Raw genomic sequence first — 13,859 nt, 5'->3', positions numbered from 1 at the left:
TGGACGAGCCAGCTTCAGCTCGGCCAGCCGCAGCTCACCTCGGTGCGGTCGGCGACACGCCGGCGCGGGGGGTGAGGGGGCGGACAGCTGCTCATCGGCGAGTGCCTCCCCCCTCGGTCGCGGTCACTGCTTGCGTTCGATGGGGTCCTGGCCTCGGGTGCGGTCGGTGTCGCGTTGGTGCTGGGCGCCGGGGGTGCGCCCGGCCTGGCCGGCGGTCACCAGTTGGCGATCGGAGCCTGACGGTGCGCGCGAAGCTCCCGCCCGACCGTCGTGGTTGATCGACTGCAACTTCCTCATGTCAGCCTCGGACAGCCCTCGGCCGCCGGCTGAACCGTTCAGCTGCTGACCGTTGGCCTGCCCGCTCAGCTCCTTCGCCCGCTGTGCCGCACGGTCTGCCTCCAGGCGCGTCTCCAGCGGACCCGTGGGCTGCCGCGCCTGCCGCGCCTGTTGCTGTTGCTGGTCTTGGCGAGGCTGTTGCTGCTGCTCCTGCTGAGGTTGCTGCTGCTGCTCCTGCCGCGCCTCGTTGACTGCCCGCTCGTCGCCCGCGGTTGGCAACGCCGGCCGCTCTACTTCGGCGGGCTGCTCGGCCTCCTGCGACTCCCGTCCCGGCCGCTCCGCCTCAGCCTGCTGTCCCCGCTCGCTCTCCGGCTGCTGATCCCGCCCCGGCTCCGCCTGATCCCGGTCACCCTCCCGCGCATCTCGCTCAGCCTGCTGGGCGTCCCGCTCGGCCTGCTGCGCCTCCCGCTCAGCCAACTGATCCCGCTCGGGCCCAGGCTGACCCCGATCAACCTCCTGCGCATCGCGCTCCGCCTGCTGCGCATCCCGCTCAGCCTGCTGATCCCGCTCCGGCTCCGGCTGGTCCCGATCAGCCTCTTGCGCATCGCGCTGAGCTTGCTCGTCCACCTCGGGCGCATCGCGGTCCTGCTCAGCCTCGGCACGCTCCGCCTGCTGGGCCTCGCGATCCATCTGCGCTTGATCGCGCTCCGGCTGCTGCGCATCCCGGTCAACCTGCTGGTCCTGCTCCTGCCGGTCCGTCTCCTGCGCGTCCCGGTCGGGCTGGTCGCGGTCGGCCTCTTGGGCATCCCGCTCCGGCTCCGGCTGGTCCCGATCGGCTTCTTGCGTGTCGCGCTGGGCCTGCTGGTCCATCTCGGGCGCATCGCGGTCCTGCTCAGCCTCGTCGCGCTCGGACTGCGCGGTCTCCCGGTCAACCTGCTCCTGGTCGCGATCGACCTGCTGGTCAGTCTCTGCCTGCGGCTGACTGACCTCAGAGGCGTCCCGGTCGGCCTCCTCCCGGTCCAGCTCCGCCTGCGGTCCGTCCAGCGCCGGCTCGGCGCGCTCGGCTTCTGCTTGCTGCGCCTCCCGTTCGGGATCGCCTTGATCTCGGTCCAGCTCCTGGCTGTCGCGCTCCGGCTCCCCCGGACCTCGGTCGGCGTCCTGCCCGTCGCGCTCGGCTCCACCTTGACCGGCATCGAGCTCCTGGCGGTCCACCTCCGGCCCGCCCTGCGCGCGGTCACCCTCCAGGGCGTCGCGATCCGGCGTACCGGCGTCGGCAGCGTCGTCCCGATCCAGCTCGTCCACCGCCAGCCCAGCGGCGGCTCCGGCCGCGGCTGCCGGCAGCACGTCCGGCCCATCGGGCCCGTCCTGACCCTCACGCTCCCGACGGTCGCGGTCCTGCTCCTCGCGGCTCTGCTCGTCCCGAACTTCGTCCTGCCGGTCCTCGGACGCCTGCTCCTCGCGCTCGTTGCTCTCCTCGCGTCGCTGGTCGGTCAAGTCCTCGTCCCGGGCGTTCGGAATCCCGTCGCCGTCCACGTCGACCCTCCGGTCCACCTCGTCCTCGCGCAGGTCGCGGTCGCGCGCGTCGAGGATCCGGTTGCCGTCCAAGTCGAGCGGATCGCGCTGGGCCGGCTCCAGCTCCGGGCGGCCGAGCTGCACCTCCGGGTCCGGGTCGTCGCGCAGGAACTCGTCCCGGTCCCGCATTGCACGCTCGACCAGGCCGAGCAGCAGCGTGTTCTTCTGGTGGTCGGTGAGGTTCTGGAGCTGCGACCGCGCTTCCGGGTTGTTCCGGAACAGCTCGAGCACGGCCTCCGTCATCGCCCGCCGCTCCTGCGCGTTGAGCTGACGCTCCTGCCGCTCCAGGTCGCCGTCCCGCTGCGGCGGAATGTCGTCGTTCGCCGGCGTCGGAACCGACGTCGATCCCTGCGCACCGAGCGTGCGGGACGCCCGGTGCCGGCGGCGCATCCGCCCGCGCAACTTGCCGAACGTGCGCGACACCAGCCGAGCGGTCCGCTTGAACGCCCGGTAGAGGTCCTCCAGCAGCTCTTCCTCGATCGACGCCATCACGCCACCTCGCTCGCATAGACGGAGTACGCGAAACCGGCGGTCGGATTCGCCTCACCCGGAATGAGCCGGGTGGCGTACAGATGGAGCTCCGCGCCGGGCCGCAACCACACCGCCAGGTGCCGCCTGCGGTCCCGCCACTCGTCGGGGATGCGCGGGTCGTCGCCCGGACCGACGAACACCGGGTCACCCCAGTGCTGCCGAGCCAGTTGCAGCTGCTCGGGCCAGTGGTCGTCCAGCAACTCGGCTGCGTCCGCGACCTCGTCCGGGGCGATGTCGTACGCCGACCAGAACCCGCGCGGGCTCTCCGGCAGTACGGCGTCGGGAAGCGCGAGCATGACGGTCTCGCGCGGCGTGACCAGGCCCCAGGCGTAGCTGGCCGGGTCGATGTCGCCAGGAGCCCACGGCTGCCAGCCGGTCGCGGCAACCACCCGGGCCACCAGCGCGCGAATCGCCGCCAGCCCCGTCTCCGGCGGCCCCCAGAGCAGGCTCCAGTCGCGGACTTCCGCGAGGTCGGCCATAGCGCGTTCGTCGTCTTCCGGCGACCGCTGCTGCGTCCTCACCAGACCCTCTCCTCTCTCACCCGACCGGTTCAGCCTAGGACGAACCCGTGCCATCCCGCTGAGACGTATCCACAGGCTGTCCAGATCCCCTCCCGGCCGGACAGTTCCGCACCGCGAACGGACCCATCACCTTCCCACGCCCCTACCACCCCCGACGACCCGCCAAAACCTGCAATCCGACAACGATCCACGGTCGGGCCCGACCCACCCGAAACCCGACGTATCGACCAGAGCACGAAGAAGAGGGAGACAAGTAGCCGGCCGATGGCAACGGCATCGGTCCGCATGCAGGGGGCTCGGAACCGATGGGCGGACTTTTGGCCGAACATGCAGCCCGTGCGCTCGCGGATGACGGGCGGGGTACGGCGAACGGCCGAGGTACGCGGCGTATCGCCCGGGCCGGTCGACGACTGAGAGCCGACGCGGAGCCGACCGCGGCGATCGGCCGGTCGCATGCTGCAGGACGACGGCCGCGAGGCGGTGAGAACCGGCAGGCGGACCCCGTCCTGGTACGCCGGCCCCACCACGCACATCGCGATGCCGCTCCTGCTCCGGTACGGCAAGGGCGCCAACCGACCGTCCTGCCGCGCGACCACCTCCGCGACTGGTTGTTGCTCGGGGCCACGATCCTCGCGGTCGGCGGACGCGCGCGGCGGTGGTTCAGACGCGGCGATCGACGTTCAGCAGGTCGCGGGCCTCGTCGGGTGACATCGGCGGACGCTGGGCCAGCGTGGCGAGGGAGGCGGCCCGTTCGACCAGTTCGGCGTTGTGGGTGACCGGCTGCCCCTTCGCCAGGGTCAGCGTGTCCTCCATGCCGACGCGGAGATGACCACCCTTGGCCAGCGCGGTCAGCGCCACCGGAAGGGTCGTCCGCCCGACACCCGTGGCCGACCAGGACGTCACCGCCGCAGGAAGGCTGCTCACCGCCGCCACCAGCGCGTCCGGCGTACCGGGCATGCCGCCGGGCACGCCCATCACCAGGTCGCAGTGCACCTTGCCGCCGTACGGCAGGCCGAACTTGTCGAGCAGCCGGTGCAGAGCGGCGACATGACCGAGGTCGAACAGCTCGAACTCCGGCACGACGTGGCGCTCCTGGGTGCGCTGGTACAGCTCGGTGACGAACGGCCACGGGTTCATGAACACGTCGTCGCCGAAGTTGACCGTGCCCATCGTCAGCGAGCACGAGTCGGGCGCGGCCTCCAGCACCCGGAGCCGGTGCTCGAACGGGTCGGTGACGGCGCCGCCGGTGGACAGCTGGACGATCAGTGCGGTGTTCTCCCGGATCGCGGCGACGGTCTCGGTGAGCCGGCCGAGGTCGAGGGTCGGACGGTGATCGGCGTCGCGGATGTGAATGTGGATCATCGCGGCGCCGGCGGCCTCACAGCGCTTGGCGGTCTCCACCAGCTCCTCGAGCGTGGTGGGCAGCGCCGGGCAGTCCGCCTTCGCGGTCTCGGCGCCGGTCGGGGCAACGGTGATCAACGTCGACGTCATGGACGAATCGTGCCAGATGTCCCCCTCGAACGGGAGATTCACCGGCCAAACGACGCAGAGACCGGATGATTTCCGGCTGATGGCTCACCTTGTCAGACTGTTGCCATGAGAGCAGTAGTACAGCGGGTGAGTCGAGCTTCGGTCGAGGTCGCCGGCGAGGTGGTCGGGGCGATCGATCAGCCGGGCCTGGTGGTCCTGCTCGGCGTCACCCACGACGACACCGAGGAGAAGGCGAAGACCCTGGCCGCGAAGATCTGGACGTTGCGGATCCTGCGCGACGAGCGGTCCTGCGCCGACGAGCAGGCCCCGATCCTGGCGATCAGCCAGTTCACCCTGTACGCCGACACCCGCAAGGGCCGGCGCCCGTCCTGGAGCGCAGCCGCCCCCGGCCCGGTCTCCGAACCCCTGTACGACGCGTTCTGCGCGGCGCTGGAATCCCTCGGCGCCAAGGTCGAGCGCGGCCGCTTCGGCGCCAACATGCAGGTGAGCCTGGTCAACGACGGCCCGGTCACGCTCGTACTCGACGCCTGACCTCCGCACCGAAGGGCACGACCGGCCTGAGCGCCGAAGGCAGCAAACGGGCGGAACCAAAGAATCGGCCCCCGCGCCGGATCCGTGGATCCGGGGCGAGGGCCGATCGAGTGCCTGTCTGGGTCGGTGAGGTGCGACTCAGACAGGGAGGGTGTGTGGCTGGATCAGCCGATCACACCGGCGGCCGAGTGGCCCACGACAACCTTGGTGTTCAGGCTGTAGACGTCGATCACCAGCGCGTTCACGGAGATGTAGCGCTGCTGACGCACGACCTGGTTGAAGGTCAGCTTGGCGACGCCGGGGATCTCCAGCTCCGCGTTCTCGCCGGTCTTCACCGGGTAGGTCTTGTTGCCGACCTTGATCGAGGCGACGCTGGACGAGGACGTCAGACCGACCTTGCCGTCCTTGGTCTTCCACGCCGACGCGGCGGACTCGATCGCGCCGATGGACAGCTTGCCGACCTTGATGCCGGCGACGTGCGAGCTGAAGTCGACGTAGGACTTGTTCGCGCCCATGTCGCCCTTCTTCGTGGTGTAGACCGCACCCACGTAGGCAACCTTCGGGATGTTGAGCTCGCCCACCGCGACGCGGTGCGTCTTGCCTTCCGTGCCCTGGCAGGTGGCCTGGTAGGAAGTCGGGCCCGAGGTGACGAGCTTGTCGACGTTGGCCTTGGTGCCGTACGCGTCACCGATCACCATCGCGGTGGCCGGCTTGGTGACCTCGGCGCGGGTCTTCAGCACCGCGATGTCGACGCCTTCGGGGATGTAACGGTTCTTCACCGTGGCGTGCAGCACGACGGCCTGCGCGTACGAGTAGATGCCGGTGCCGGTCTTCACGCCGCCGACCCGGTTCAGCACGATGTAGCCGAGGCCCGGAACGGCGACCTTGGTGTTCGGCTTGGCCTTGAGCAGCGACGGAACCGAGGTGTTGCCGATCTTCACGCCGGCGAAGGTGGTGCTGCCGGTGTACTGCAGGACGCCGTTCTTGACCCACGCGGTGGTCGTGGTCTTGGCGCCGGTCAGCGCGAGCAGCGAACCGAGCTTGATGTCGACGGCGGTGGCGGTGCTGGTCACGCCGTTGCCGCGGTGGTCGGCGAAAGCGTTGGTGCTGGTCTTGACGGTGCGGGCGATCGCCTGGTCGTTGATGTTCGCCGTGGCCAGGTCGTTCTGCGACTTGCTCCGCGCGTTGGTGGTGCACGCGATCTGGCTGATGACCTGCGGACCGCTGTTCACGAGTCCGGTCTTGACGTCGGTGCCGAACGCGTAACCGCTGTAGCCGTAGACCGGCGAAGCGGACGCCGAGCCCGAGGTCAGCGCGATCGTCGAAGCTACGCCGACAACCGCCGCAACTCCGACGGCAGCGAGCTTCTTGTATCCGATGCGGGGTCTCATGACCCCTCCTCCCTGAGTGATGACGTGACCCACAGTGCGGGCCAGGACACAGACACAACTCAGGTGGTCGCGGTTGGTAACGAGCAAAGCATGGTCCGTGACCAAACCGTTACCTAACCGCCGACCTTGTGATGGTGAGGATCACCTTGTGCGGACACCGACACCCCGAGTCCAGTACGACACGCCGAAATCCCACGTCTTGTTGGTGTTTCGCGACACAGCCGACGCAGTACTGAGAAAGCCGCGGGCGTACCGCAACAAATCAAAGATGCCTGAGGCAACAAAAATCGGAGGGCCCGGGCGCGCAAGGCTCGGGCCCTCCTAGGGGCAGTACTGTACTCAGACCGTGACGGCCACCTCGGCCACCTCGCCGTACTGCGCGACGACCTGCCGGTCGACCGGCGAAGCCTTCGGGGCCAGCGTGCGCAGGGTCCAGCTGCCGGGCGCGGCGAAGAACCGGAAGTGCCCGGTCGCCGACGTCGGCACCTCGGCCGTGAACTCACCGGACGCGTCCAGCAGCCGCACGTAGGCGCCGCCGACCGGCTCCTCGCCGCGCAGCACCTGGCCCTGGATCACGGCCTCCTTGTCGACATCGACACCCTTGAGGTCGAGGCCGCCCTTCTTCGCTCCGCACATGTCAGGCCTTCCCGGGCTCGTCGCCGAGGGCCACCGGCACGCCGACCAGCGAGCCCCACTCGGTCCACGAACCGTCGTAGTTCTTGACGTTCTCCTGACCGAGCAGCTCGTGCAGCACGAACCAGGTGTGCGCCGAACGCTCGCCGATCCGGCAGTACGCGATGGTGTCCTTGCCGAAGTCCACGCCGGCGTCGGCGTACAGCTTCTTCAGCTCGTCGTCGGAGCGGAAGGTGCCGTCGTCGTTGGCCGCCTTGCTCCACGGGATGCTGGCCGCGGTCGGGATGTGCCCGGCCCGCTGCGCCTGCTCCTGCGGGAGGTGGGCCGGGGCGAGCAGCCGGCCGGCGTACTCGTCGGGGCTGCGCACGTCGACCAGGTTCTTCACGCCGATGGCCTCCTGCACCTCGTCGCGGAAGGCGCGGATGCTCAGGTCGGGAGCGTTCGCGGTGTACTGCGTGGCCTCGCGCTTGACCACCTCGTCGGTGAGCTCGCGGCTGTCCAGCTCCCAGCGCTTCCGGCCGCCGTCGAGCAGCCGGACGTCGGCGTGGCCGTACAGCTTGAAGTACCAGAACGCGTAGGCGGCGAACCAGTTGTTGTTGCCGCCGTACAGCACGACGATGTCGTCGTTGCCGACCCCGCGCTCGGACAGCAGCGCCTGGAACTGCTCCTGGTTGACGAAGTCGCGGCGGACCGGGTCCTGGAGGTCTTCCTTCCAGTCCAGCTTGATCGCACCGGCGATGTGGCCGGCGTCGTACGCCGAGACGTCCTCGTCGACCTCGATCAGCACGACGTTCTCGTCGGACTTGTGCTCCTCGACCCAGTCGGCCGAGACGAGAGCGGATTCCCTGCTCATGTGTGCTGCTCCTCAGGTGTGGTGGTGGTTGGCGTACGAATGCGTTGGACCAGCAGATAGGCCTCGCAGCCGAGGCACAGCCCGACCGCGGCGTTCACGAACGCGGCGACCAGGGCGAATCCGGTGGCGACGACGCCGAGCAGCTCGGCGCCGGAGAAGTAACCGATCAGGCCGAGCGCGGCGAAGACCAGTCCGACCAGCTGGGCGAACCGCGGTGGCGCCGCGTCCTCCAGCTCCGCGGGCGGTCCGAGCCGGGGCCGGACCAGCCGTTTGAACACCAGCCCGTACGGCGAGGCCTGGACCCCGAACGCGACCGAGACGGCGAACACGGCGGCCTGGACCACGAGCGGCCACGGACTGTTCAGGATCAGCGTCGCGGCGAGCACGACCGTGGTCAGCGCCGCCGCGAACCGGAGTCCGCGCGGGTCGAGCCGGGCCTGCGCCTGGGATGTTGCCGCCTGGTGGGACACAACGACTCCTCGACAAGGAGCTGGATCGAGCCGGGCCCGCCCGAAGCTGCGGGAGGCGACGTACTGGGAACCGTGCTCAGCGACCGGTTCCGGAGCGCTCTGGACGCCGCCTGGTCAGTGGGGACGACACAGGGACGAGCGCATGCGGCAGTTGTCCACTGCCCTGCGCTTGGTCAACCACGTCGTGTAGGCCACGCCCCCGAGAGTACGGAAAGCCACCGGCAGCCACGCCAATGGTCCCATCCATTGAGACAACTGATCACTATGCGGGATTTGCACTCCAGGCGGCAGGCTGCGGTTGCTTGCCGCGGACGACGTTGGTCGCGGCCACCTTGTCGTGCAGGGCCTGCTTCTTGCCGTCCCGCAGCGGCCAGAGAACGTCGACCAGGGAGCCGATGCCCAGAATGCCCACCACCCCCGGGGCAGTGCCGGCCAAGGAGAACGCCGAGGTCAGCCCGATCCGCTTGAGCACGGCCGGTCCCGGCGGAGGTCCGGCGACGTCCCGGAGCCGGACGCTGATTCCCACCGCCATCTTGCCGGGCGTCGCCCCGGTCCGAACGAGGAACAGGTACTCGTAGACAACGCCCACCAGCAGCTGGATCAGGGAGGTCGCGAGCACCCACCGGTACTCGGCCCACGGCTCGACCAGGCTGAACAGCGGCGTCCCCGGATCGGGCTCCACGAAGAACCGGTACCAGAAATAGCCGCTGAGGGGCAGGCTCACGACGAACACGATCAGCCAGTCGAGCAGCTTGGCGACGGCTCGCGTCCACCATCCCGCCAGCGGTACGCCGTCAGGCGTCGCGGCGACCGCCGGGTCGGAGCCGTAGCCCGCCGCACCGGCTTGTCCCAGGTACGCCGGAGGTCCCTGCCGCGGCCGCTCCTGCGGGGTCCAGGTTGCGCCGTCCCAGTACCGCTGCTGCGCGGGATTCCAGGGGTCGTCGTACCAACCAGGCGCCGTCATCCGCTCAGGATGCGGCATTCACGGGGTCAGGCAGTCAGCTCGCCCGGCGGTCGACGGCAGCGCCGAGTGCCGCGATGACGTCGGCCTTGCGCGGCTGACCGCTGGCCCGGGTCACGGTGCCCCCGGCGGCGTCCAGCACGAGCACGGTCGGGGTGCGCATGATGTTGAGCCGGCGCACCAGCTCCAGGTGCGACTCCGCGTCGATCTCGACGTGCCGTACGCCGTCGACCATCGACTCCACCTCGGCCAGCACCCGGCGGGTCGCCCGGCACGGCGCGCAGAACGCGGAGGAGAACTGCAGCAGCGTCGCCCGCTCCCCCAGCTCGGCGCCGATGTCCTCGGCCGTCACCCGGTCCGCGGGCCGCTCCGTCTCGTCCACCGCTCGTCCCTCGATCACCCGCGTCGCGCGGAACCGTCCGTCGTACCAGGTCTTCAGCACGCTCAGGAGCACGCCGGCGGCGAGCGCGGCGACCAGTACGACGATTCCTGAACTCACAGCGAACCAGAGTACGTCGGTGGCTTTTGCCCACCCGCCGGCCGTTCCATCCCTTGGACGGCCCGCTGGCCAGCACCGCGGGCGACGCCGCCGCATCGGGTTGAATGGGCGCCATGGACGGCGGGCTGACGGTACGTGCCGGGGTGGTGATTCCCGAGGCCGAGCTGGGCTGGCGCTTCTCCCGCTCCAGCGGCCCCGGCGGTCAGTCCGTGAACACCGCCGACAGCCGGGTCGAGCTGATCTTCGACCTGGCCTCGACGACCGCGCTCGGCGAACCCCTCAAGGCGCGGGCGCTGGAGCGGCTGTCGTCCCGCCTGGTGGACGGCGTGCTGACCGTCGCGGCGTCCGAGCACCGGTCCCAGTGGCGCAACCGGGAGGCCGCGCGCGCCCGGCTCGCCAGCCTGCTGCGCGACGCCATCGCCTCACCGCCGCGCCAACGCCGCCCCACCCGGCCCAGCAAGGGCTCCGTCCGTCGTCGGCTGGACGAGAAGAAGCGTCGCGGCGAGACCAAACGGCTCCGTGGCCGGCCCTTCGACTGACCTTCCGGTCGCTAGGCTTCGGGCTGTGCAGGGTGAGACGGGGAACGGGGAGCGGGAGGATCCGCCCGCGCTGCAGGATCTGCAGGTGCGCGGGCGACCGGTCCGCACCTGGGTGGCCGGCGCGGGCGTCGTGCTGCTGGCGATCTCGGCGGCGTTCGGCGGGCTGGCCAAGGCGGAGGAGGAAACGCCGCGGGTGGACGCCGGAACCGCGGTCGACGCCGGCCAGTTCGAGGTGACGATCCAGCGGGTGACCGTGGTCACCGACCTGAAGCCGCTGTTCAGTCCGGACGAGGGCGGCGCGCTGCTCGGTGTGGTGACCAAGCTCGAGCTCACCGACAAGACCGGCACCACCGCGCCGACCGACCTGATCCGGGTCCTCGACGTGCCCGGCATCAAGCCGACCGACGCCCCACTCGGCACCACGAACCTGCGCGACCAGACCCAGTCCCCGGTCCTGACTCCTGGTTTCGGCGAGGACGTCGCCTACATCTGGAAGTTGCCCAAGGCCACAGAGCTGCCGCGCCAGGTCACGCTCGGCATCCAGCACTACACGTTCGGCGAGTCCGTGCTCGACCACCACGAGAAGTGGACCAAGGACCGGCTCGCCGCGGAGACCACCGTCGCGGTGAAGGACAACACGAAGTGAGCGCGCGCAAGCTGGTCAACGCCGGACTGACCGCGGTGGTGCTGGTCGCTGTCGTCGGCCTCTACCGGGTGACCCCCGACGAGACGGACTTCCAGCAGCCGATCGCGGTCAACGGCACCATCGGCAAGGTGGTCCAGACGCCGCGCTTCGACCTGACCGTGGAGAAGGTCCGGATCAGCAAGAAGCTGCGGGTGCCGCGGACCACGCCCGACCGGGACACGCTGTCCGACTTCGTCGTCGTCGACGCCGTCGTCACCGCGACGCGCGAACCGATCCACCTGCAGAAGGTCGACATCCGCGCCGCCGACGGAACGACGTACGCCGCGGCGAACCGCAACGGTCTGCAGAACGCCGACCTGACCGGGTTCCAGTTCGCGCCGGGGATCCCGGCTCGTGGGTCGTTCGTGGTGGAGATGCCGGCCGACCAGTTGCCGGGGGCGACGTTGCTGGTGCTGGAGAAGAAGATCTTCGTCGACCTGGAGCCGCAGGCGACCATCGCGCTCCGGGTGGAGCAGGATCAGCTGGACGGGCTGCGCGAGGACGTCGCCGTCGTGACCAAGGCGGCCGAGCAGTGAGCGGCCGGCGCGCCCGGCCGACCTGGATCCGCCGTAACACCGCCGCGCTGGCGTCGCTGGCGCTGACGGTTCCGCTGCTCGGTTGGTGGTCGGTGCGGGCCGACTACAAGTCCTGGCACGACGCCGAGCCGCGCGACCCGGTCACCGTGGCGGCCGGCGGTACGGCGTACGCGGGGGCGACCTGGTACGCCGCGAGCGTCGAGGTGGATCCGCAGCCCAAGACACGGGTGGCTCCCGAGCCCCCGCCGGAGGGGACGACCCGGGTGCGGGTCTACCTGCGTCTCCAGGTCGACGACCTCGGCAAGCTGGAAGGGCTCGGCGGCTGCCGGGTCCACCTGCGCGCGCCGGACGGGCGGATCTGGGACGAGTCGACCTCCGACGGCGCCTTCCAGGACCGGCCGACCGGCTGCACGGGTGGCTACGACGAGAAGCTGCAGAGCTGGCGGGGCCCGAAGGTCGCGCGGTATTACCTCAAGCCGCAGGCCGGCAAGCCGTTCGAGACGGTCGCGGTGTTCATCGTGCCGTCGTCGGTCGCCGGCACGGTCCAGCCGACGATCACCTGGGCGACGCGGCTTCCTCAGTATCTGGCATTCCCGAGGTAGCCGCGGTCAGGTCGGTGACACCCTGGTCCTCGGTCGACGGGTGCAGGGCGCGGGTCCGCGGCTTCAGGTAGCCGGCGAGCCCGCCGATCATCCGGTCGTACGCCGCGGCCAGCAGCGCCACCTGCAGCATGATCTTCAGCGCCTCGACCAGCAGACCGATCGGCTCGTCGATCACCAGCCACCAGCTCAGCGACTGCGGGCCGATGACGTAGTCGCGCAGCACGATCCACACCGCGCCGGCCAGGAACGTCACCACCGCCCAGGCCAGGAAGTAGCCGAGCAGGGGCCGGATCCCGGACCGGGCCACCAGACGGAACGCGTTCACCACCGGGCTCCAGCGGTCCCGCCAGTCCGACACGACCGAGTTTCCGGCCGCCTGGACCAGACGGGGAGTGCGCTGCCAGCGGTTGGTGATCCGGTCGAACCGCCACCGCGGCTCCGGCGTCTCCGCCTTCTGCACGACCCGGCCGTAGATGACCGCAGTCATCGTGATCCACATCAGCGGCAGCACCGCGGCGCTCCACAGGTCGGCGACCCCGGCGGCGAGGAAGCCGGTGACGGCGTCCCAGATCTCGCGGATCTTCTCCACCCCGAGCACCTGGTCGAGCACCCGGACGTAGCCGTCGTGCACCCAGTCCGCGATCTGGCGCTCCTTCAGCCACTCCTTCGGCGAGGGGATGTAGGAGGAGGCCTGGTAGGCGACCACGAAGATCCACAGCGCTTCCAGGTAGGTGACGAACAGCTTGCGCACCGGACCGCCGTCCGCGCCGTCCTTGCGCTTCTTGAACACCAGCCGCAGCAGGTACGCCGTGACGCCGAGCGCGATGAACAGCCAGGTCGACAGCGACTGCAACCCGGTGGAGGCCTGCTCGACGGTGCCACCGCCCAAGGCGACGGCGGCGTCCTCGTTGGCGTTGTGCACGGCCAGGTCGTACTCGTACTCGAGCGCCTCGAGCTGCAGGAACTTGTAGGCGGCGTAGAAGGCGAGGAACGGCAGCAGCGCCGCCGCGAGCGCGTCGACCGGGCGGCTCTCCCGGCCCGGCTCCACGCCGTCCGGGGCGAACCTGCCCTCGCCGACGGCCCGGCGGTGGAAGGGCAGCTCCCCGCGCAGTACCAGGAACATCGCGACGTACATGGCCAGCGAGATCAGCACCAGCAACGCCAGCAGCGCGATCCCGGCCGCCTCGACCTTCGCGCCCGCCTGGACGGCGCCCCACTGGACACCGCGGTGGGCGAGCTGAGCGATCACGAACACGGCCAGCAGCCGCGGCCAGGCCCGGCCGAACAGCGCTGCCGCACGGCCCACCGTGGTGAGCAAGGTCCCCGAATCCTGTGCCACGAGCGCAGAATCTACCGGGCCCAAGGGGTCCCGGTGGGCTTGGACCTGGCGTTCGGGACTGTCAGCCGCCGGCGAACGGGGGCAGCGCGTCGACCTGCGCGCCGTCGGTCAGCGGCGTGCTGGGGTCGACCCGCTCGCCGTCGAGCAGGAAAGTGCAGATCCCGAGTACCCGGGCGAGCTCCGGCCGGCCCTGCGAGACCGTGCCGATCAGCTCCTTCACCGAGGCGGCCTGGGCGGTCGCCGTGGACTCACCGGCCGCGGCCCGGGCGGCGGCGAAGTACCTGATGGTGACTTCCGGCATGTGGGAGACGCCTCACTAATCGGTTAAGTACTGGAGTATTATGTCAGCTTGCTGTTGCTAACCAGTGTGTCTCGGGCCCCCGGCAATGACGCCGCTGGGGCCTGACGTGCTTCAGGACCGGATCACCC

General features: G+C 70.2%; 16 protein-coding genes. 5 read left to right on the top strand and 11 right to left on the bottom strand.

From position 1 onward, the window contains the following. Positions 1-123 precede the first annotated feature (123 nt). The 3 genes from KFLA_RS37250 to KFLA_RS04860 form a co-directional block, all read right to left on the bottom strand. Positions 124-2,337, bottom strand: coding sequence for an AAA ATPase-like protein (locus KFLA_RS37250; protein WP_012918650.1), 2,214 nt, complete (start codon positions 2,335-2,337; stop codon positions 124-126). After that, entirely contained in the window at positions 2,337-2,900 is a 564-nt protein-coding gene (locus tag KFLA_RS04865) for a hypothetical protein (RefSeq protein ID WP_012918649.1), read from the bottom strand. The genes KFLA_RS37250 and KFLA_RS04865 overlap by 1 nt, the downstream gene beginning before the upstream one ends. 660 nt (positions 2,901-3,560) lie before the next feature. Then, on the bottom strand, positions 3,561-4,391 hold the full coding sequence (locus tag KFLA_RS04860) for a beta-keto acid cleavage family enzyme (RefSeq protein WP_041289148.1): 831 nt from the start codon (positions 4,389-4,391) through the stop codon (positions 3,561-3,563). 105 nt (positions 4,392-4,496) lie between these two features. Here KFLA_RS04860 and dtd point away from each other — a divergent pair, with 105 nt between their 5' ends. Continuing rightward, positions 4,497-4,922, top strand: coding sequence for a D-aminoacyl-tRNA deacylase (dtd, locus tag KFLA_RS04855; RefSeq protein ID WP_012918647.1), 426 nt, complete (start codon positions 4,497-4,499; stop codon positions 4,920-4,922). A gap of 164 nt (positions 4,923-5,086) precedes the next feature. Here the strand turns inward: dtd and KFLA_RS04850 are convergent, their stop codons facing one another. The 6 genes from KFLA_RS04850 to KFLA_RS04825 form a co-directional block, all read right to left on the bottom strand. Next, positions 5,087-6,313, bottom strand: a complete 1,227-nt coding sequence (locus KFLA_RS04850; protein WP_012918646.1) for a choice-of-anchor P family protein — start codon at positions 6,311-6,313, stop codon at positions 5,087-5,089. Between the two features lie 339 nt (positions 6,314-6,652). Continuing rightward, entirely contained in the window at positions 6,653-6,949 is a 297-nt protein-coding gene (locus KFLA_RS04845; RefSeq protein ID WP_012918645.1) for a DUF1416 domain-containing protein, read from the bottom strand. Position 6,950: 1 nt separating this feature from the next. Beyond that, positions 6,951-7,799 carry a sulfurtransferase gene (locus KFLA_RS04840; protein ID WP_012918644.1) on the bottom strand — a complete coding sequence of 283 codons (849 nt, stop codon included), beginning with the start codon at positions 7,797-7,799 and terminating at the stop codon, positions 6,951-6,953. Then, positions 7,796-8,269 (bottom strand): DUF4395 domain-containing protein, encoded by a 474-nt coding sequence (locus KFLA_RS04835; protein ID WP_012918643.1) that lies wholly within the window; start codon positions 8,267-8,269, stop codon positions 7,796-7,798. Before KFLA_RS04835 ends, KFLA_RS04840 begins: the two co-directional genes overlap by 4 nt. 262 nt (positions 8,270-8,531) lie before the next feature. Further along, entirely contained in the window at positions 8,532-9,233 is a 702-nt protein-coding gene (locus KFLA_RS04830) for an RDD family protein (RefSeq protein WP_041289147.1), read from the bottom strand. A gap of 34 nt (positions 9,234-9,267) precedes the next feature. Further along, complete coding sequence (locus KFLA_RS04825; RefSeq protein WP_012918641.1) at positions 9,268-9,729, bottom strand: thioredoxin family protein; 462 nt, start codon at positions 9,727-9,729, stop codon at positions 9,268-9,270. A 104-nt stretch (positions 9,730-9,833) separates the two neighbouring features. Between KFLA_RS04825 and arfB the strand changes: the two genes are divergently transcribed. From arfB to KFLA_RS04805, 4 genes are read left to right on the top strand one after another with little or no spacing between them, the layout of a single operon-like run. Beyond that, complete coding sequence (gene arfB, locus KFLA_RS04820) at positions 9,834-10,268, top strand: alternative ribosome rescue aminoacyl-tRNA hydrolase ArfB (protein WP_012918640.1); 435 nt, start codon at positions 9,834-9,836, stop codon at positions 10,266-10,268. A gap of 25 nt (positions 10,269-10,293) precedes the next feature. After that, positions 10,294-10,914 carry a hypothetical protein gene (locus KFLA_RS04815; protein ID WP_012918639.1) on the top strand — a complete coding sequence of 207 codons (621 nt, stop codon included), beginning with the start codon at positions 10,294-10,296 and terminating at the stop codon, positions 10,912-10,914. Further along, positions 10,911-11,489 (top strand): hypothetical protein, encoded by a 579-nt coding sequence (locus KFLA_RS04810; protein ID WP_012918638.1) that lies wholly within the window; start codon positions 10,911-10,913, stop codon positions 11,487-11,489. Before KFLA_RS04815 ends, KFLA_RS04810 begins: the two co-directional genes overlap by 4 nt. Further along, a complete protein-coding gene (locus KFLA_RS04805) occupies positions 11,486-12,091 on the top strand; it encodes a hypothetical protein (protein WP_012918637.1) in 606 nt (201 codons plus the stop codon). The genes KFLA_RS04810 and KFLA_RS04805 overlap by 4 nt, the downstream gene beginning before the upstream one ends. Here KFLA_RS04805 and KFLA_RS04800 read toward each other — a convergent pair. Both KFLA_RS04800 and KFLA_RS04795 read right to left on the bottom strand, forming a co-directional pair. Continuing rightward, positions 12,045-13,430 carry a hypothetical protein gene (locus tag KFLA_RS04800; protein WP_237706733.1) on the bottom strand — a complete coding sequence of 462 codons (1,386 nt, stop codon included), beginning with the start codon at positions 13,428-13,430 and terminating at the stop codon, positions 12,045-12,047. The genes KFLA_RS04805 and KFLA_RS04800 overlap by 47 nt on opposite strands. A 61-nt stretch (positions 13,431-13,491) precedes the next feature. Continuing rightward, positions 13,492-13,731, bottom strand: coding sequence for a MoaD/ThiS family protein (locus KFLA_RS04795; RefSeq protein WP_012918635.1), 240 nt, complete (start codon positions 13,729-13,731; stop codon positions 13,492-13,494). Positions 13,732-13,859 lie beyond the last annotated feature (128 nt).

Source organism: Kribbella flavida DSM 17836 (genome assembly GCF_000024345.1).
Lineage (GTDB): Bacteria > Actinomycetota > Actinomycetes > Propionibacteriales > Kribbellaceae > Kribbella > Kribbella flavida.
The sequence above is the reverse complement of the archived record's forward strand: the minus strand, read 5'-3'. Positions and strand labels throughout refer to the sequence as shown.